This is a genomic window from Agrobacterium sp. 22-209-1 (assembly GCF_053522485.1).
Genome location: NZ_JBNWCH010000008.1, coordinates 149,555 through 169,204 on the forward strand (window position 1 = coordinate 149,555; position 19,650 = coordinate 169,204).

A 19,650-nucleotide genomic window follows, 5' to 3' on the forward strand; every position below is an offset into this window, starting at 1 on the left:
GATATGCTGCTTTTTATCGTAAAACGCCTGCTGTGGATGATACCGTCCCTGTTTGCCGTCAGTTTCCTTGCCTTTGTCCTGATCCAGCTGCCGCCCGGCGACTATGTGACGACCTATATCGCCACACTGGCCGCCTCCAACGAGGTCATCGACCACAACACGGCGGCGCAGCTACGCGAGCGCTTCGGCCTCGACGACCCGATGATCGTGCAATATCTCAAATGGATATGGGGCATCATCAGCCGCGGCGATTTCGGTATTTCGTTCGAGTGGCAGCAGCCGGTTTCGGGCCTTATCTGGGAACGCATGGCGCTGACGCTGGTTCTTGCCATCGCAAGCCTTCTTGCAACCTGGGCCATCGCGCTTCCGATCGGCGTCTTTTCCGCAGTGCGCAAATATTCGATTGGCGATTATCTCTTCACTGCTTTTTCTTTCTTCGGCCTCTCCATACCCTCGTTCCTGCTGGCGCTGGTGCTGATGTATGTGGCTGCGGTGGAGTTCGGGGCCGACGTCGGCGGGCTGTTTTCAGCCGAATATGAGACTGCCTCATGGAGCATCGCCAAGATGATAGACCTCATGGCCCATATCTGGCTGCCGGTCGCCATTCTTGCCGTGTCTTCCACCGCAAGCCTCATCCGCGTCATGCGCGCCAATATGCTGGATGAATTGCCCAAGCCATATGTCACCACCGCGCGGGCAAAAGGCTTGTCCGAGTTCAAACTGCTGACGAAATATCCGCTCAGAATTGCGCTTAACCCGTTCATTTCCACCATCGCATGGCTGTTGCCCAATCTTATTTCGGGCTCCGTCGTTGTCGCCATCGTGCTCAATCTGCCGACGGCCGCGCCGCTGCTTCTGCAGTCGCTGATGGCGCAGGACATGTATCTCGCGGGCGCTTTCGTGCTGTTGATCTGTGCGCTGACGCTGATCGGATCGCTGATCAGCGACATCCTGCTTGCGCTGGTCGATCCGCGCATCCGGCTCGAATAGGAGGGTGCCATGAGCGATATCACCATCACCGCCAATGCCCGGCAGGACCGCGCGGCCGTCGCCTCGCAGTGGCAGCTCATCTGGTGGGCCTTCAAGCGCCACAGGCTGGCCATGGCCGCCATGTTCATCACCATCGCCATGTATATCGTTGCGCTGGTACCGGGCTTCTTCGCCATCAACGATCCGGTATTGCAGAATGCCCGCGCCACCTTCCATCCGCCGCAGCGCGTGCATTTCATCGATACGGCCGAGGGTTTCTCGCTCGGGCTGCATTATTATCCGCTGAAGCTGACCCGTGACCCCGAGACACTGGCGGCGGTCTTTGTCGAGGATACGGCGAAGAAAATCCCGGTCCAGTTTTTCGGTCGCGGTTACGAATATTCCGTATTTGGCCTGTTCACCACGGATATCCATCTGCTGGCGTCCGCCGACAAGACGCGGCCGCTCTTCCTTTTCGGCGCGGATCGCCTTGGGCGAGATGTCTTCAGCCGCGTGGTCCAGGGGGCGCAGGTCTCCTTGTCGATCGGTCTTGTCGGCGTGTTCTTCTCGTTGCTGCTCGGCGTCGTTCTCGGCGGCATATCGGGATATTATGGCGGTCGCATTGATTTCACCATGCAGCGCGTGATCGACTTCGTGCTTTCGCTGCCCACCATTCCCATCTGGCTGGCGCTGGCCGCCGCACTGCCGCAGGGCTGGCCCGCCACGCTTCAGTATATGATGATCACCATCATCCTGTCCCTGACCGGCTGGGCGCAGCTTGCCCGCGTCGTGCGCGGACGGTTCCTGTCGCTCAGGACCGAAGAATTCGTGGCCGCAGCGCGGCTGGATGGCGTGCCGGAAGGGCGCATCATCTTCCGCCATATGCTGCCGAGTTTTTCGAGCCATATCATCGCCTCGGTCACGCTTGCGGTTCCGGCGATGATCCTTGCGGAAACCTCGCTGTCCTTCCTCGGCCTTGGCCTTCAGCCGCCCACTATTTCCTGGGGCGTGCTGCTTCGCGAGGCGCAGAACATCCGCTCGATCGCGACTGCGCCCTGGCTGTTCCTGCCCGGTGTGGCGGTCGTCATTGCGGTCATGGCTCTCAATCTGCTCGGTGACGGCCTGCGCGACGCAGCCGACCCCTATAACAAGTGAGGCCCCGGATGAGCGACATTCTCTCCATGAAGCCAGCCAAGCCGCTGCTTGAAGTCCGCAATCTGGTCACTGAATTTCCAGTGAGGAACGGCATTTTCCGGGCGGTCAACGACCTGTCTTTTTCCATCGATCCCGGCAAGACGCTTTGCGTCGTCGGCGAAAGCGGCTCGGGCAAATCCGTCACCGCCCGTTCGATCCTGCAGATCATCGACAGCCCCGGCCGCATTGCGTCCGGATCGATCATCCTCAACCGTGCCGACGGCACGTCCCTCGATCTGGCGAAGCTCGATCCGCGCAGCCGGGCCATCCGCTCGGTGCGCGGCGCTGATATCGCGATGATCTTTCAGGAGCCGATGTCGTCGCTTTCACCCGTGCATACGGTCGGGGACCAGATTACGGAGGTCCTGCGTCTGCATCTGAAGATGAGTAAGGCAGAGGCGCGGGCCGAGGCCATAGAGCTGTTGCGGCAAGTGGAGATCCCTAACCCTGAAAAGGCGCTGGATCGTTACGCTTTCCAGTATTCCGGCGGCATGCGCCAGCGCGCCATGATCGCCATGGCGCTGGCCTGCAAGCCGCAGCTTTTGATCGCCGACGAACCGACGACGGCGCTCGATGTGACGACACAGGCCGAGATCCTCGACCTTATATCGCGGCTGCAAAAGGCGCATGGCATGGCGGTGCTGTTCATCACCCACGACATGGGTGTGGTGGCGCAGATTGCCGATGACGTACTGGTCATGCATCACGGCGTCGCCAAGGAATATGGCACCGTCGATGAGATATTCCATAATCCGCAGGACCCCTATACACGCATGTTGATCGGCTCCGTGCTGAAGCTGGAGCAGAAGGCGGAAATCCGGCTTGCGCGGCCTCCGCTCGACCTTGCAGCTGCTCCCGTGCTCGAAGTGAATGACCTCTCCATGCACTTCGGCGAGATGAAGGCGCTGGATGGCGTCTCGATCAAGCTTCTGCCGGGCGAAACGCTCGGTATTGTCGGCGAAAGCGGTTCGGGGAAAACCACGATGGGCCGCTCCATCATGCGTCTATACGATCCGACCGGCGGCGAAATGCTATATCGCCGAGCGGATGGCACGGTGGTCGATCTGGCCAAAATCGAAGGTTCCGAGCTGAAAGCCGCGCGGCGTGAGTTGCGCATGGTGTTCCAGGATCCTTTCGGTTCGCTCAATCCGCGCATGACGGTGGCGCAGGTCATCGGCGAGCCGTTGCTGGTCAACGGCATTGCCAAAGGCAGAGAACTGGATGACCGCGTCTGCGCGCTGATGGAGCAGGTGGGACTGGATCCGGGCGGGCGCGAACGCTATCCGCACGCCTTTTCCGGCGGCCAGCGCCAGCGCATCGGCATCGCCCGCGCCATAACCCTGAAACCGCGCGTCATCGTGGCGGATGAGGCGACGTCGGCGCTAGATGTTTCGGTGCGTTTCCAGGTGCTGGATCTTTTGATGCGGCTGCAGGATGAGCTGGGCCTCGCCTATGTCTTCATCAGCCATGACATCGGCGTCATTCGCTATATGTGCGACCGTGTGGGCGTGATGTATCGCGGCAAGCTGGTGGAAGTGGGAGACGCCGAAAAGGTCTGCAACGCGCCGGACCATCCCTACACGCAGGCGCTTCTTTCCGCCATTCCGCGCCCGGATCCGCGCGACCGGGATCGCACGCGCAGATTCCGCTACGTCGAACCATCCGAAGCCAAGAACGGGGCCGTCGCCCGATAGCGCCGGGCATGCCGCACGCTGCAATTCATGAGGAAGACTGAAGCATGAAAATCGACCGCATGCGGGTATTCGTCACCCGCGACAAGGACCGCCCCCGCGTCATCGTCGCCCTCGATACCGATGACGGTTTGACCGGCTGGGGTGAATGTTACAATCACGGCCCCGATCTCGCCCTACCGCCGGTGCTGGACTACCTCTACGGCTTCCTAGCCGGGCAGGACCCGACGCGGGTGGAGTATCTCTATAACCTCCTGATTCAGCAGAACCGCTTTCCGCCCGGAGCGCTCGGTCTGTCGGCCATCTCGGCGCTCGATCATTGCCTGTGGGACCTCGCAGCCAAGGCGGCGGGCGTACCAGTCTACAAGCTGCTGGGCGGCGAAGTACGTGACCGTATCAAGGTCTATGCCGGTGTCTACACGGCCCCGGATGCGCCAGCGGCAAGGGAGGAATTCGACCGTCTTAACGAGGATTGGGGCTTCACGGCCTTCAAGCTCAGCCCATGGCGTGTCGATATCCATGCCCATCGCTGGGGCGAGGTGGTGCGCAGTTCCGCTGAATATTTCCGCTCCCTTCGCGAAACCGTGCGCCCTGACTACGACATCGCCTTCGACGCCCATGCCAAGATTTTCGAGCCCGCGGCCGCCCGCCAACTTGGCAACGCGCTTGCCCCTTACGATCCGCTGTTCTTCGAAGAGCCGCTGCGTCCCGAAAACATCGAGATGTGGGGAGACCTCAAACAGGGGCTGAACTGCACGCTGGCAACGGGTGAAAGTCTATATAATCGCAACGAGTTCCTTCGCCTTCTTCAAGTAAAAGGTGCGGATATCATCCAGCCCGATATCTGCGTCGTCGGCGGCATTTCGGAGATGCGCCGCATCGCGACGCTTGCGGAAGCCCATTTTGTCAGCATCGCGCCGCATAACCCTATGGGACCGCTCGCCACCGCCGTCAATGTGCACTTCTCCGCTGCCCAGCAGAATTTCCGAATTCTCGAATATCGCCTGCCGAAAGGGCAATGCTACGTCTATGGCGGCACCGATCTCGAAAAACGCGAGGATGAAACCCGTTATGTCGTCGACCCCTACCTGCCGAAGGACGGATATCTGGAACTGAGGCCGGACCGTCCCGGCTGGGGTGTCGAGATGGATGAAAAAGCCATGCAGGAGGATGGCTATGTTCATTGGCAAAGACGGGTGCCGAAACGGCCTGACGGCTCATATGCCTTCGCCTGAAACGGTTGCGATTGCCTGCGGGCGGCTCTCCGCGCGCCTGCGCCCCGCCTGGGGTGGCAGAATGACCCATCTGCGGCACTTTGACTACGGCGATATTCTGGTGCCGACAATGGAGCAGGAATTCGAGTCGTTCAACTGGCCAAGGGCTGGCGCATACCCCTTGTTTCCCTATCACAACCGGCTCTATGGCGGGTCCTTCATCCATGCCGGTATCCGCCATGACCTGCTGCCGCATCCGGCGCTTGCGCCTGACGCCATGCATGGCCCGGCTCACCGCCGGCCGTGGGCGATTTCAGATCTGTCTTCGGATCGGGTGTCACTGATGTTGGACTACGAGGCCGACGGGGAGTGGCCTTTTTCTTTTCGCGCCGAGCAGTCTTTCCTGCTGGAAGACGAAAGCCTCGCCGTGGAACTGTCGATAACCAATCTCGCGGATGTGCCAGCACCGATGGCGCTAGGCTGGCACCCCTATCTGGCGGCAGGGTTCGGTCGCAATGCCCGGACGGACGCCAAGCTGCAATATCCGCTGGATGCGCAAAACGTGCCAACCGGCCAGCCGGCGGCGCCTCGCCCGAAACCTGCCATTCCCGCCGCAACGGGATACACACTGCATTTCACCGATTGGTCAAGCGCGCAGGTCGACTTCGACCGGTTTTCACTGCGGCTCGAGGCCGATCCCGTTTTCGGCCATCTCGCCGTGCACCGCATGCAGCGCTACCTCTGTCTTGAGCCGGTTTCCATGGCCGCCGGAGCGCTTGGTTTGTCGCAGGCGCAGCGGGAAGGGCAGGGTCTCGGGACGGTTGCCCCCGGCGAGCGCCTTTCGGGGCGCATCAGGCTCTCCATCGATCTTTAGGAGGAGCGGGTGCGCCTGTGACGCCCAAACGCCCTCCGCCGAACGCCAAACTTCAAAAAATCGCCAAATGCCCATATTTTGAGCGTCAGTAATTATCGCTCAAAAATAGGCTTGACGTCGGCGAAAATTTCGAACCAAATGAACCAATGTGAGATTGGTTCAGTAAATGGTGCGACGTGACGGTGAACCCCAACGACAACTCCAACTATGCGCTAGGAAAATTGCGCGCGTATATTCAGGCGCAGGATCTTGCGAAAGACCGTCGCCTGCCGACGGAGCGGGCGTTTGCGGAAACCTTCAATGTCGGCCGGCGTGCGGTCCGTCGCGCTCTTGAGGTTCTCGAAGCCGAAGGTCTGATCTGGAGACGGCAGGGGGCGGGAACCTTTGTGGGCGAAAAGCCCGACGATTGGTCCGCCCAGGTTACGGAACTGGTGGCCGGCACGGATATCATGGAAATCATGGAAGTGCGTCTGCGCATCGAGCCGCAACTGGCGCAGCTTGCGGCCATGCGCGCCAAACCGGCCGAGGTGGAGCGCATGCGCGCCCTCGTCCATAAGACCGGCCAGAGCACGGATGCCGACGCCAAGGAGTTGTGGGATGGTTCGCTTCACCGCCAGATCGCCCAGAGCGCCGGCAACAAATTGTTCCTGTCCATCTTTGATGTCATCAACCGCATTCGCCAGGACGATGCATGGCAGTCGATACGGGAGCTGGCGCGCCGCAGCGGCACGAACGGCAAGGCTTCCTTCGAACAGCACATAGCGATCGTCGACGCCATCGCCGATCGCGACCCCGCAAGAGCTGGCGAAGCGATGCGCCAGCACCTGCTCATGCATCAGGAAAGGTTGATCCGCGCCACCTCGCTCGGCTTTCTGGAGGAGAAAACCGGACAAGAGATTGCCGCCCGCAGCACGGGCGATGCCGATAATCCGCTCACGCCGACCTCATAGGCGGCAGAGCAGACCTGCCGGACTTTCAGACCCGGCCAATGAAAAAACAAAGATAACCAGACCAGAGGATAGAACATGAAGAAGATCAAGACATTGACCGCCGCCCTGTTGGCCGGTGCATTCCTGTCCGCGCCGGCAATCTCGTCCGAACTGCGTATCGGCCTTAATGACGACGCCGACGTGTTAGACCCCGCGCAATCGCGCACCTTCGTCGGGCGTATCGTTTATACCGCCATGTGCGACAAGCTCGTCGATATCTCGCAGGACATGAAGATCGTTCCCCAGCTTGCCACCGAATGGGCCTGGTCCGACGGCGGCAAGGTGTTGACGATGAAAATCCGCGACGGCGTGAAATTCCATGACGGCGAGACGCTGGATGCGGCGGCTGTCGTGGCCACCATCGAGCGCAACATGACCTTGCCGGAATCCCGCCGCAAGAGTGAGCTTTCCTCGATCGAAAAGGTTGAGGCCACCGCGCCGTTTGAAGTGAAATTCACCCTGAAGACGCCGGATGTCACCCTGCTGGCGCAGCTTTCCGACCGCGCCGGTATGATCGTCGCACCGAAGGCGGCCAAGGAACTGGGCGCCAATTTCGGTTCGAAGCCGGTCTGCGCCGGACCGTTCAAATTCGTCGAGCGCATCCAGCAGGACCGCATCGTGCTCGAGAAATTCGCCGATTATTGGGACAAGGACAAAATTCTGGTCGACAGGGTCGTTTATCTGCCGATCCCGGATACGACCGTGAAGCTTGCCAATCTTCGCTCGGGAGACCTCGATATCGCCGAACGCATCGCGGCCTCCGATGCCGAGTCCGTCAAGAACGACGCCAATCTGACCTATGCGGATGTCATCGGTCCGGGCTATATGGCCATGTATGTCAACATCAACAACGGCCCCCGCGCGGATAATCCGCTCGGCAAGGACAAGCGCCTGCGTCAGGCCTTTTCTTATGCGATTGACCGGGAAGCGATCGGCCAGATCGTCTTCGAGGGTACGTCAAAAGCAGGCAATCAGGCCTTTCCGCCCACAAGCCCATGGTTCAACCAGAACCTTCCTGTGCCGGCGCGCGATATCGACAAGGCCAAGCAACTGATGAAGGAGGCGGGTTACGAAAAACTCGACGTCGAGCTTCAGCACGCTAACAACACGACGCAGACGCAGATGATGCAGGTCATCCAGTCAATGGTCGCGGAAGCCGGCTTCAACGTCACCCTGAAGGCCACGGAATTTGCCACGCTTCTTTCCGAGCAGACCGCCGGCAATTATCAGCTCAGCCGTTCCGACTGGTCGGGACGCATCGATCCGGATGGCAACCTGCATCAGTTCGTCACCTGCAAGGGCGGCATCAACGATGTGAAATATTGCAATCCTGAGGTCGACAAGCTGCTCAACGAGGCCCGCGCCTCGACCGAAGATGCAGTGCGCAAGGAAAAATACGATGCCGCCAGCGTCATCCTCAACGATGACATGCCGATCATCTATCTCGGTCACCAGCCCTATGCCTACGCCATTTCCAACAAGGTCAAGGGCTGGGCGCCATCGCCGGACGGTATGATCCGCCTTCTCGGCGTCTCCAAGGACTGAACACGTCGCATGCGCCGCACGGCCCTGCCGTGCGGCCCTCACGAATTGGCACGAACGAGGGCCACGCCATGCCTGTTTATATCGGCAAGCGACTGCTGGTCGCTATCCCGACGCTACTGATCATCTCCATTTTCGTCTTCTCGCTGCAAAAACTGCTGCCGGGAGATCCGGTTCTCGCCATGGCTGGCGAAGAGCGCGATCCGGCGACGATTGAATTCCTGCGTGAGAAATATCGCCTGAACGACCCGGTTCCGCTGCAATATGTCAACTGGCTGGGCGGCGTCGTGACGGGCGATTTCGGAATTTCGCTGCGCACAAACCAGCCAGTGCTGGAACTCATCGGTCAGAAGCTGCCGGTCACCATCCAGCTTGCGGTGATGGCGATGTTCTTTGCGATGGTCATCGGCATTCCAATCGGTATTCTCGCCGCCGTCAAGAAGAACACCTGGATCGATTACGCGGCCAATATTGTTGCGCTTTCCGGCCTCTCCATCCCGAATTTCTGGCTCGGCATCATGCTGATCCTGCTGGTGTCGGTCAAACTCGGGTGGTTGCCGGCATCCGGTTATGAATCGATCTTTGTCGATCCCGTGCGCTCCATCGAAACCATGATCATGCCCGCCTTCGTGCTGGGCAACGCGCTTGCGGCAACGCTGATGCGCCATACCCGGTCGGCGATGGTGGCGGTGCTCAGTTCCGACTATATCCGCACTGCCCGAGCCAAGGGTCTTTCGCCGCGCGAGATCATCCTGTCGCATAGTTTCCGCAATGCGCTTCTGCCCGTTATCACGCTGCTGGCGCTGCTCTTCGGCGAATTGCTGGCCGGGGCGGTGCTAACGGAGCAGATTTTCACCATTCCCGGCTTCGGCAAGATGACGGTCGATGCGGTGTTCACCCGCGACTATGCCGTCGTGCAGGGCATCGTTCTTTGCACCGCCGTCGGCTTCATCCTCATGAACCTTCTGGCCGACATTGCCTATGTCCTGCTCAACCCCCGCCTCAGGGCGACGATCTGAGGCACCGATATCATGACCGTTCTCGATCAAAACCTCTCCGTAGCGGTAACGCGGCAGGAAAGCCGCGCCTGGAAAAAGATGAAGCGCAACAAATCGGCGCTTGCCGGCATGGCTATCGTGCTGTTTTTCGCCGTTCTTGCCATTGCCGCGCCGATCCTTCCGATTGCCGATCCGGTGGCGACCAGCTGGTCGGCCATCCGCAAGGCCCCCTCGGCCGCCCATTGGCTCGGCACCGACGATCTCGGCCGAGACATCCTTTCCCGCATGATCTATGGCGCGCGCGCCTCGCTGATGGCGGGCGTGGTCTCGGTGATGATCGCCGTGGTCATCGGCGTGCCCTTTGGCCTGATTTCAGGTTATTTCGGCGGCTGGGTGGATATGGTCATATCCCGCATCACCGAAGCGTTGCTGGCCATGCCGTTCCTCATCATGGCAATCGCGCTTGCTGCCTTCCTTGGCCCGAGTCTTACCAATGCGATGATCGCCATCGGTCTTTCCGCCATGCCGATTTTCGTGCGCCTGACGCGCGGGCAGGTGCTGGCGGTCAAAACCGAAGACTATGTCGAAGGCGCAAGGTCCATCGGCCTCAACCACATCGACATCATGACGCGTTACATCCTGCCGAATGTTTTTGCCCCTATCATCGTGCAGGCGACCCTGACCGTTGCGACCGCCATTATCGCTGAGGCGAGCCTCTCTTTTCTCGGGCTTGGCCAGCAGGCGCCTGCGCCCTCCTGGGGCTCGATGCTGAATACTGCAAAGAATTTCCTCAGCCAGGCGCCGTGGATGACGATGTGGCCCGGCATCGCCATCTTCCTCGTCGTCATCGGCTTCAATCTTCTGGGCGACGGCCTGCGTGATGCGCTCGATCCGCGCGAAGCATGATTTTTTACAAGGAATATCGGAATGAATGAATTCACCACACGCCCTGAAATCCTTGGAACCTTCGGCGTCGTCACCTCAACCCACTGGATCGCGTCGGCCGTCGGCATGGCGATCCTCGAAAAAGGCGGCAATGCTTTCGACGCGGCCGTCGCCACCGGTTTCGTCCTCCAGATCGTCGAGCCGCATCTTTGCGGTCCGGGCGGAGATATGCCCGCTGTGTTTTATTCGAAAAAGAAGGACAAGGTGGAAGTCATCTGCGCACAGGGCCCGGCCCCGAGCGGTGCGACGATCGAACACTACACGTCGGAAGGACTGAAGCTGATCCCCGGCGATGGGCTGCTGGCCACCGTTATTCCCGGTGCCTTCGACGGCTGGATGCTGATGCTGCGCGATTATGGCACCATGAGCGTGCGCGACGTGCTGGAACCCGCCATCTATTATGCCGAGCAGGGGCATCCGACATTGCCGCGTGTCTCCGCCACCATCAAGGGACTGGCCGATTTCTTCGAGAAGGAATGGCCGACCTCCCATGAGACGTGGTTGCCGGGTGGTGCCGCACCCGAGCCTCACGCCAATTTCCGCAATCCGGTTCTGGCTGCGACCTATCAGCGGATTATCACCGAAGCCGAAGCGCGTTCCGGCCGCGAAAACCAGATCGAGGCGGCGCGCGACGCCTTCTATCGGGGTTTCGTTGCGGAAGCTATCGACCGTTACGTGAGGACTGCGGAAGTCATGGACGCCAGCGGCGCGCGGCACAAGGGCGTGTTAACGGCGCAGGATATGGCGGACTGGAGCGCGACCGTCGAAGCGCCCCAGACGCTCGACTATCAAGATTGGACGATTGCCAAGACGCCGGCCTGGGGACAGGGTCCGGTTCTGCTGCAATCGCTTGCGCTTCTGAAAGGCTTCGACATTGCGGCCATGGACCCGTCCGGTCCCGATTTCATCCACACCATAGTCGAAGCCATGAAGCTCGCTTATGCCGACCGCGAAGTCTATTACGGCGATCCGGAATTCGGGCAGATCCCGACGGAATATCTCCTGTCGGAAGGCTACAATGCCGGACGCCGCGCGCTGATAAGCGGCGAGGCCTCGCTGGAGCTGCGCCCCGGCACTGTGCCGGGTTACGAAAAGCAGGTGGACGCCACGATGGCCATGCTGGCCGAGATGAGCGGCGCCGGCACGGTCTACGAGCCGACCATGTCGCATCTGACGGAGAAGCGCGGCGATACGGTGCATATCGATGTCATTGACCGCTGGGGCAACATGGTCTCCACCACGCCGTCGGGCGGCTGGCTGCAATCCTCGCCCATCGTGCCCGGTCTCGGTTTCGCGCTCAATTCCCGCGCTCAGATGTTCTGGCTGAAGGAAGGTCTGCCGACCTCGCTTGCACCGGGCAAACGCCCGCGCACCACGCTGACGCCTTCGCTTGCGCTTCATCAGGGGCGTCCCTCCATGGTGTTCGGCACGCCGGGCGGCGATCAGCAGGACCAGTGGCAATTGCCCTTCTTCCTGCGTTATGCCCATCACGGCAAGAACCTGCAGGCCGCCATCGACATGCCGCTGTTCCACACCGCGCATTTTCCGGGGTCGTTTTATCCGCGCACCCGTTCGCCGGGCGAAATCACCGTGGAAAGCACCGTGGGCGAGGCGACCTTGCAGGAGCTTCGCCGTCGAGGGCACCGCGTCACGGTTGCCGATGCATGGTCGGTCGGGCGGCTCACCGCCGCGCGCCGCGATGCGGACGGCCTGCTGCGCGCCGCCGCGACACCGCGGCTGATGCAGGCCTATGCGGTAGGGCGGTGACACCATGGAGACAAGACCCGTCCTTTCCGTCCGTAACCTCACCACCTCCTTCCTCGTGGATGGCGCGTGGAAGAGCGTCGTGCGCAACGTGTCCTTCGATGTCGCGCCTGGCGAAACCGTCGCGATTGTCGGGGAATCCGGCTCCGGCAAATCGGTGACGTCGCTGTCTCTCATGCGCCTGCTCGCCCCGGCCTCCAGCCGGATCGAGGGGGAGGTGCTGCTCAACGGGCGCGATCTTCTTGCGCTTTCCGAAAGGGAAATGCGCGGTGTGCGCGGCAACGATATCTCGATGATCTTCCAGGAGCCGATGACCTCGCTCAATCCGATCTTCACCATCGGCCGCCAGATTTCTGAAGTACTCATCCGGCACAAGGGGCTTTCGAAGCAGGAGGCGCGGGCGGAAACAGTGCGGCTTCTGGAAAAGGTTCGCATTCCAAACGCCTCCGGTCGTTTCGATGAATATCCTCACCAGTTTTCCGGCGGCATGCGCCAGCGGGTGATGATCGCCATGGCGCTTGCCTCACGGCCGAAACTGCTGATCGCCGACGAGCCGACGACGGCGCTCGACGTCACCATTCAGGGGCAGATCCTCGATCTGATCAAGCTGCTGCAGGAAGAGGAGGGCATGTCGGTCCTTTTCATCACCCATGACATGGGCGTGGTGGCCGAAATCGCCGACCGGACGATCGTGATGTATCGTGGCGATGAGGTCGAGACCGGACCGACGGAAGACATCTTCCGGTGCGGTAAGCACCCCTATACACGGGCGCTGCTTTCGGCGGTGCCGAAGCTCGGCTCGATGCGCGACCGGCAATGGCCGACACGGTTTCCGGTGCTCGACATGAAAACCGGCCTTTCAAGCGAGCCGCAGGAAGTGGCCGGGACAGTTGCGAGTGGGCAGACGCCGGTTCTATCGGTCAAGAACCTGGTGACGCGTTTTGCCATCCGCTCCGGCCTACTGGCGCGCCAGACGGGCGCGGTCCATGCGGTGGAAAACGTGTCCTTCGATCTGTTTCAGGGGGAAACGCTGTCGCTGGTTGGGGAATCCGGCTGCGGAAAATCAACCACCGGCCGCTCGATCATGCGGCTTGTGGAGCCGACGGCCGGCGACGTGTCGCTCGACGGTTACGATGTGATGCGGCTCGATACGGTTGGCCTGCGCAATATGCGCAAATCCGTGCAGATGATCTTTCAGGACCCGTTCTCGTCGCTCAATCCGCGCATGACGGTGGGCACGGCGATTTCCGAGCCCTTTATCAAGCACAAACTGGGCAACACCAGACAGGCGAAGGAAAAGACTGCCGATCTTCTCGAAAAGGTGGGTCTGTCCGCCGATATGGCCAGCCGCTACCCTCATGAGTTTTCCGGCGGCCAGCGCCAGCGCATCGCTATTGCCCGTGCGCTGGCGCTCGATCCCAAGGTCATCGTTGCCGATGAAAGCGTCTCGGCGCTCGATGTTTCGATCAAGGCGCAGGTCTGCAACCTGCTGCTCGACCTGCAACAGAGCCTCAACCTCGCTTTCCTGTTCATTTCGCATGACATGGCGGTGGTGGAGCGCGTCAGCCATCGTGTGGCGGTGATGTATCTCGGGGAGATCGTGGAGATCGGGCCGCGTGCGGCGGTTTTCGACAATCCGCAGCATCCCTATACGAAAAAGCTCATGGCCGCCGTGCCCGTGCCTGATCCGGCAAGGCGCGGGATAAGGCGCGGCATATCCAATGACGAGCTGAAAAGCCCGATACGGGCAGTGGGATATGAAACACCGGTGCGGAACTACAGGACCGTTTCGCCCGGCCACCTGGTGCAGGTGGCCTGAGAAGAGGCACTGAACGCTTCGAAAAAGAATTCGTTCGTCAGGGGTTCTTGGGCGGAACGCCGCGCAGATGCTCCATGAGATAGGCATGGGTCGCGGCATTGGCGACGATTAGCGTACCGGTCTTTTCATAGAACTCCGGTCCGCGGCCCCACCAGTCGGTCACGATGCCGCCGGCCTCCTGCACCAGCAGAATGCCGGCTGCCGTGTCCACGAAGCCCGTTTCCTCGTAATAGCCGGTCAGCCGGCCGCATGCGACGTAAGCGCAGGAATTTGCGGCGCTGCCGACCACGCGGACCGCGCCGATAGGCGCACGAATGGCGTCGAGGCGCTGATAGGCGCCGGGATAAAGCTGGAGATTGGGCGTGGGCAGCCCGGTGCCGACGCACATCAGGGCGACATCGGTGCTGGCATTGACCTGCAGGCGCTCGCTGTTGAGATAGGCGCCGTCTCCCTTGATCGCGGTGAACATCTCGTCGGAAACTGGATTATAGACCAGCCCGCAGATCGTTTCATTACTGCGGCGAAGCGCGATGGTGATGGTGTAGTGGTGGCCGAAGAGGAAATTGGTGGTGCCGTCGATCGGGTCGACCAGCCAGCGGTGATCCTGATCCGCCCCTTCGACGGGTGCGAACTCCTCACCGGTCAGTCCCCAGGGATATTGGCCGAGCAGGCGCTCGCGGATCAACGTTTCGGAATCCCGGTCCGCATCGGAAACGAAATCCCCCGGTCCCTTGACGCCGATTTCGATGTCGCGGAAGCGCCTGAAATGGTCGAGCGTCAATGCGCCGGCCTCGCGGGCGGTTGCGACCATATGGTCGAGGATGGTGGTATAATTGACTATCATCGGTTGAAAACCTCGGCGAGCCCTTCCGGATCATCGGTGGTGATCTGGTCCACCTTAAGCCGCAAAAGGCGTTTCACCTGTTCTATGGATTGCGGTGTGACGCTGTTGATCGTCCAGGCGTCGACCCGGCGGCCGGCGGCATGTATGGGGGCGATGATATCGACACCGGCATCCTCGGCAGCAAGCACGATCTCGTAGTCGAGATAGATCATCCCGGCATTGGGCGCCGTGGCAAGGGCGTCTTCGATGAAGCCCGGATAGTTTCCGCTTGCCTTCAGTGCAGCTAGCGTGCCGCGGTGGCAGGGATCGTATCCGGTGCGAAGTCCCGGCGCTGAACCGGCCAGCATGGCGATGGCGTCGAAATCGCCGCCCGACAGGATCACCGAGCTTGCTATGGGCGAAACGCTCGCCCCGAAACCGGCGACCACCTGCGGGGTGAGCGCCTGCCGGTCTTCCTTGAAATCGAGCTGGAGCAGGGCGTCGGGATGAACGGCGCCCTCGGCAAGCAGGGCGCAAAGGTCTTCGAGCAGCATGACCTTCGCATCGATGGGGTGGCCGTCATTGTCGCGCAGGTGGAGCTGGCGCAGGGCGGCGGCGGATGTATCGCGCACCCGGCCGGTGCCGGTGGTTTCCCGCTCCAGCGTCCGGTCATGCAAAACGGCGCAGCCGTGATCAGCATGGATGACGAGATCGACCTCGATGCTTGCGCCAAGCCGCATCGCCTCGATGATACGCTCGCCGGTAAAGACCGGATCTTCGGCACGACGCCGGGCGCGATGCCACTTGAGCCATGTTCTGTGGCCGTCGCGGTCGATAAGGATCGGCTGGTTCATGTCAGCTCCGGTAGATTGGGCGGTTGTCGCGATAGGCCGTGACGGCACGGGGCGAAATCTGCACGCCCTGTCCCGTCTGGAACATATCCGGGTGGGCGACCATGGATTTGATCCTTGTACCATCGGCGAGATCAAGGTCGACAAGCCCGTGGGTGCCGTAATCCGTCACCCGGTGCACACTTGCTTGCCGCGTTTCGGAGATCGTCAGATCGATGGCTTCCGGGCGAACGGCGAGAATGGCCGGTCCGTCGGAGACGGGAAGCGGCAAGCTGAAATCGGCCCGCATGAAATTTCCGTCTGAAACTGCGCCTTCGATCAGGTTCATGGTGCCGATGAAGCCGGCGACGAACGGGGTCTGCGGTTCGCGGTAGATCACATTCGGCCGGTCGATCTGTTCGGTCTTGCCGTTCGCCATCACGACGATGCGGTCGGCCATGGAAAGGGCCTCATCCTGACCGTGGGTGACGAACAGCGTGGTGATACCGAGGCGCTGCTGGATATCGCGCACTTCCTCCCGTAACCGCTCGCGCAGATGCTGGTCGAGGCTGGCGAAGGGCTCGTCGAGCAGGAGTATTTTCGGTTCGAGAACCAGCGAGCGGGCAAGCGCCACCCGCTGCTGTTGGCCGCCGGAAAGCTGGCCGGTGGCGCGCTCGCCAAAACCGGAAAGCCCGACGAGTTCGAGCACCGCCTCCACTTTCTCTCTGATAACGGCAGCCGGCATGCGGCGCAGCTTGAGGCCGAAAGCGAGGTTCTTGAAGACATTCATGTGGCTCCAGAGCGCGTGGCTCTGAAACACCATACCGGTCGGCCGTCGCTCCGGCGGCAGATGCGTGACATCTTCGCCATCGATGGAGATCTGTCCGCCCGTCGGCTGCTCGAAACCGCCGACCATGCGCAGCAGCGTCGATTTGCCCGAACCGGAGGGGCCGAGAAGGCATACGAGTTCACCATCGGCGACATCGAGCGAAAAACTGTCGACGGCATTGGTCTCGCCGGAATAGGTTTTCGTAACCTGGCGGATGTGAAGTACGGACATGATGATTTCCTAACCGCCGAAACCGCGGGCGAATGCGCCGCCACCGATGACGCGGCGGGCGAACATGAGGGCAATGAAGGACGGCGCCCACAGCAGGACGGACAGGACCGCGCCATACTGGATGACCATCTGGTTGTTGATGTAACTGATCATCAGCACCGGCATCGTTCGAATGCCCGGTGCACCGATCAGCCATGCGCCTTCCGTCTCGTAAAAAGTGCCAACGAAGCTCAGCAGCACGGCGGCAGCGATGGTCGGTCCCGCCTGCGGCAGCGTAATCGACCAGAAGACCCTGAGCGGACTGGCGCCGACATCGCGGGCCGCCTCTTCCATGCGCCGGTCGACGGCCTGAAATGCCGCCACCGGAATCCAGATCATGAACATCAGCGTGCCGACGAGCTGGATGAGAACGACGCCCCAGAAGGTGCCGATGAGGTTGAGCTGGAGGAAAATGGCGGCAATCGCCACAAGAAGCCCGAATTTCGGGAAGGCGTGGCCGGCAAGAAAGGAGAAAAACAGCAGGTTGCGGCCGGGAAAACTCATGCGCGCAAAGGCATAGGCGGCGGGAAGGCAGATCACCGCTGAAAGCAGCGTTACCACCGTTGTCAGCCGCAGGCTCAGCATCAACGCGTTCCACACATCGGCGCGGCCCAGCGTCTGGCCCCAGAAGCGGAAACCGAATTGCTGGGGAATGACGTTGGGAAAACGCCAGACCTCGGTGAATGCCCAGGTGCCCACCACAAGCAGCGGCCCGACGATGGCGACGGTTAGAAGGGTGGCGAAAAATATGCCGGGCCAATCCATGCGCGTTCGCGCCGGTGAAAGGGTCGTCATGTTATTTCCCCTGGTTGCGTGCGACCGAACGCACGTAGAACAGGCCGAAGGCAATGCAGAAACCGAAAGCGATGACGGCCTGGGTCATGGCGCCGATGGGATCCTGCACTTCGCGCAGCGTGCGCTGCATGAAGGGGCCGAGCATTTCGGGAGAAGCCGGTCCGAGAAGATAGGGCAGGGTGAAGGAGGAAAAAATACCGAGCACTGAAAAGGAAAGCGCCACGAGAATGGAATTGGAAATGCGGGGCAGGATGATGTGCCAAAAGACCTGAAGCGCGTTTGCGCCCACATCCCGCGCCGCCTCCACCGACTGGTTGGCGACGCTGCCGAGTCCCGCGAGCAGGATAAGAACGGTCAGCGGAATATTATCCCAGACAAGACCGATGACCGGCCCCCACGGAGTGAGATAGGGCGTGCGGATTTTCGGCAGGTCGACCGCATTGAGCAATATGTCCACCATGCCGTTAGGCCCGAGGACGCGGATGAAGGCGAAGGCGAGGATGATAGAAGGCACGAACATGGGGAAGATGGCGAGCGCCTGCACATAAGCCGAAAGGCGGCCTTGCGAAAAGCGCAGGTAAAGCGCGATCGGCAGGCAGATCATTAGCAGGAGGATCGCGCAGACCATTGTCGTCCACAGCGTCACGGCAAGATTATCGAGGCTGTAGCGGTCCGAGAAGAAGAAGATGTAGCTCGAAAGGTCGAAACCCGTCTCGCCGCTCGCTCCGGTGCGCCAGACGGTGCGGCCGATGGCGTTGAGGGCAGGCCAGATGACCAGCCAGACGATCAGGAAGACGGGGATGGCGACGAGCAGGAGGCCGATTGGCCTCCTGCCTGCCGTATTGTCTATGAGCGGGCGAACCGCTCCTTCCGCAACCTCGGTCACGACTTGCGGTCGACGTTGGGAGCGACGTTGCGATACCAGCCGTCATTGATGGCGGTTTCCCATTTTCCGGCCGGGAAGGTCGGGATGGTCTGCGGGATGATGTCGGCGAAGCGCTTGCGCAGTTCGGCCGGCACATAGTCCCAGGAAACACCGGGGAAACCGCCGAGTTCGGTAAGGATCGCGCCCTGAATTTCTTCCGACAGCACGAAATTGGCGAGCTTTAGGGCAGCGTCGCGATTGGCGCCGTTTGCAAGCACCACGGCGCGCGAGAAATCACCGCAAAGCGCCAAGTCCTGAAGCTGGACGAGGCCTGTTTCTTGCGGCAGAACGCCCTGATCGATGGCCTTCAGCACCTGATCGGACCAGACGGGGGTCATGGTGACGACGCCCTGCGAAAGAAGCTGCAGCGACTGCGTGTTGCCGGAGGAGTATGCACCTTTGTCATAGAGCGACGGGGCGATATCGTTCAGCAGCGCCCATGCCTTGCCGAGAGCCTTGTCGCCGGCTTCCTGGGTGTAATTGTCGACCGTGAAGGCCTTGGGGTCGAGGCCGTTGGCCTGGTGGATGGCGCGGCGGACGAAGTTGCCGCCGGAGCCGCCCTTGTCGGGACGGTTATAGACAAACTGGCCGGGATTGGCCTTGATCCATTTGACGAGCTCATCCCAGGTCTTCGGCGCGTCCGTCGGCTTCAGTTTGCTGGTGTCATAGGCGAGCAGCACCTGGCTGCCGCGATAGGGCAGGCTGTATTCGCTGCGGATGGCAAGCGGATTGACGCGCGAATAGTTGGAGAGGTCGGCTTTCGCCATGTTCACATAGATGCCGGCCTCGATGGCGCCGGTGGGAAGCAGCGGATCGGCCGTTTCGAAATAATCGGCCTGCGGATCGGTGCCCGTTTGCTTTGCGGCGATGGCGCGCTCACCGATGGCGATAATGCCGGCGCTGTCGCCTGCATCGACGAGATTGAGCTTCATGCCGGGATTGGCGGCTTCAAAGGCGGGCTTGATTGTATTGGACCAGAAATCGAGGATATTGGTATCCGAACTGGTGTACCAGTCGATCGTGCCCGGAGCGGCGAAGCTCATGCGCGGTGCAAGGGCGAGACCGGCGGCGGCGCCTGCGGCGGACATCATAAAGGTGCGGCGTTTCATCTATGTCTCCGATGTTTTCGGCGCGAGTGGACTGCTGAGCGCTAACTCCGCAAAGATGGGGAAGGCTCTG

17 protein-coding genes are annotated in these 19,650 nt (G+C 61.0%); 11 read left to right on the plus strand and 6 right to left on the minus strand.

Features of this window, described 5'->3' with window-relative positions:
* The first annotated feature begins 3 nt into the window (after nt 1-3).
* The 11 genes from ACQZ48_RS17885 to ACQZ48_RS17935 all read left to right on the plus strand — a co-directional run bounded on the left by ACQZ48_RS17885 (nt 4) and on the right by ACQZ48_RS17935 (nt 13,999).
* Complete coding sequence (locus ACQZ48_RS17885; protein WP_077983887.1) at nt 4-990, plus strand: ABC transporter permease; 987 nt, start codon at nt 4-6, stop codon at nt 988-990.
* A gap of 9 nt (nt 991-999) precedes the next feature.
* Nucleotides 1,000-2,124 carry an ABC transporter permease gene (locus ACQZ48_RS17890; RefSeq protein WP_077983886.1) on the plus strand — a complete coding sequence of 375 codons (1,125 nt, stop codon included), beginning with the start codon at nt 1,000-1,002 and terminating at the stop codon, nt 2,122-2,124.
* An 8-nt stretch (nt 2,125-2,132) separates the two neighbouring features.
* On the plus strand, nt 2,133-3,857 hold the full coding sequence (locus tag ACQZ48_RS17895) for an ABC transporter ATP-binding protein (RefSeq protein WP_448729117.1): 1,725 nt from the start codon (nt 2,133-2,135) through the stop codon (nt 3,855-3,857).
* Nucleotides 3,858-3,901: 44 nt separating this feature from the next.
* Nucleotides 3,902-5,089: a galactarate dehydratase gene (locus tag ACQZ48_RS17900; protein WP_448729118.1), complete on the plus strand. Its 1,188-nt coding sequence runs from the start codon at nt 3,902-3,904 to the stop codon at nt 5,087-5,089.
* Nucleotides 5,076-5,942: an aldose 1-epimerase gene (locus ACQZ48_RS17905; RefSeq protein ID WP_448729144.1), complete on the plus strand. Its 867-nt coding sequence runs from the start codon at nt 5,076-5,078 to the stop codon at nt 5,940-5,942. Before ACQZ48_RS17900 ends, ACQZ48_RS17905 begins: the two co-directional genes overlap by 14 nt.
* 176 nt (nt 5,943-6,118) lie before the next feature.
* Entirely contained in the window at nt 6,119-6,892 is a 774-nt protein-coding gene (locus ACQZ48_RS17910; RefSeq protein WP_077983882.1) for a FadR/GntR family transcriptional regulator, read from the plus strand.
* 75 nt (nt 6,893-6,967) lie between these two features.
* Nucleotides 6,968-8,476: an ABC transporter substrate-binding protein gene (locus ACQZ48_RS17915; protein ID WP_448729119.1), complete on the plus strand. Its 1,509-nt coding sequence runs from the start codon at nt 6,968-6,970 to the stop codon at nt 8,474-8,476.
* A 68-nt stretch (nt 8,477-8,544) separates the two neighbouring features.
* Complete coding sequence (locus tag ACQZ48_RS17920) at nt 8,545-9,492, plus strand: ABC transporter permease (protein WP_077983880.1); 948 nt, start codon at nt 8,545-8,547, stop codon at nt 9,490-9,492.
* 12 nt (nt 9,493-9,504) lie between these two features.
* Nucleotides 9,505-10,377 carry an ABC transporter permease gene (locus ACQZ48_RS17925; RefSeq protein ID WP_162520594.1) on the plus strand — a complete coding sequence of 291 codons (873 nt, stop codon included), beginning with the start codon at nt 9,505-9,507 and terminating at the stop codon, nt 10,375-10,377.
* Between the two features lie 21 nt (nt 10,378-10,398).
* Nucleotides 10,399-12,183 carry a gamma-glutamyltransferase family protein gene (locus tag ACQZ48_RS17930; RefSeq protein WP_077983879.1) on the plus strand — a complete coding sequence of 595 codons (1,785 nt, stop codon included), beginning with the start codon at nt 10,399-10,401 and terminating at the stop codon, nt 12,181-12,183.
* 4 nt (nt 12,184-12,187) lie between these two features.
* Complete coding sequence (locus ACQZ48_RS17935) at nt 12,188-13,999, plus strand: ABC transporter ATP-binding protein (RefSeq protein WP_077983878.1); 1,812 nt, start codon at nt 12,188-12,190, stop codon at nt 13,997-13,999.
* Between the two features lie 37 nt (nt 14,000-14,036).
* On the opposite strand, the gene ACQZ48_RS17940 is transcribed toward ACQZ48_RS17935, so the two are convergent.
* Genes ACQZ48_RS17940 through ACQZ48_RS17965 form a run of 6 tightly spaced genes read right to left on the minus strand, consistent with a single transcriptional unit; the run spans nt 14,037 to nt 19,580 of the window.
* Nucleotides 14,037-14,843: an inositol monophosphatase family protein gene (locus ACQZ48_RS17940; protein WP_448729120.1), complete on the minus strand. Its 807-nt coding sequence runs from the start codon at nt 14,841-14,843 to the stop codon at nt 14,037-14,039.
* Nucleotides 14,840-15,676, minus strand: coding sequence for a glycerophosphodiester phosphodiesterase (locus tag ACQZ48_RS17945; protein ID WP_149148096.1), 837 nt, complete (start codon nt 15,674-15,676; stop codon nt 14,840-14,842). The genes ACQZ48_RS17940 and ACQZ48_RS17945 overlap by 4 nt, the downstream gene beginning before the upstream one ends.
* Nucleotide 15,677: 1 nt before the next feature.
* On the minus strand, nt 15,678-16,712 hold the full coding sequence (locus ACQZ48_RS17950) for an ABC transporter ATP-binding protein (protein ID WP_137411121.1): 1,035 nt from the start codon (nt 16,710-16,712) through the stop codon (nt 15,678-15,680).
* 9 nt (nt 16,713-16,721) lie between these two features.
* Nucleotides 16,722-17,546, minus strand: a complete 825-nt coding sequence (locus ACQZ48_RS17955) for an ABC transporter permease (protein ID WP_217003884.1) — start codon at nt 17,544-17,546, stop codon at nt 16,722-16,724.
* A gap of 1 nt (nt 17,547) precedes the next feature.
* Complete coding sequence (locus ACQZ48_RS17960) at nt 17,548-18,396, minus strand: ABC transporter permease (protein ID WP_245307129.1); 849 nt, start codon at nt 18,394-18,396, stop codon at nt 17,548-17,550.
* A 32-nt stretch (nt 18,397-18,428) separates the two neighbouring features.
* Nucleotides 18,429-19,580 carry an extracellular solute-binding protein gene (locus tag ACQZ48_RS17965; RefSeq protein ID WP_137411119.1) on the minus strand — a complete coding sequence of 384 codons (1,152 nt, stop codon included), beginning with the start codon at nt 19,578-19,580 and terminating at the stop codon, nt 18,429-18,431.
* Between the last annotated feature and the right edge of the window lie 70 nt (nt 19,581-19,650).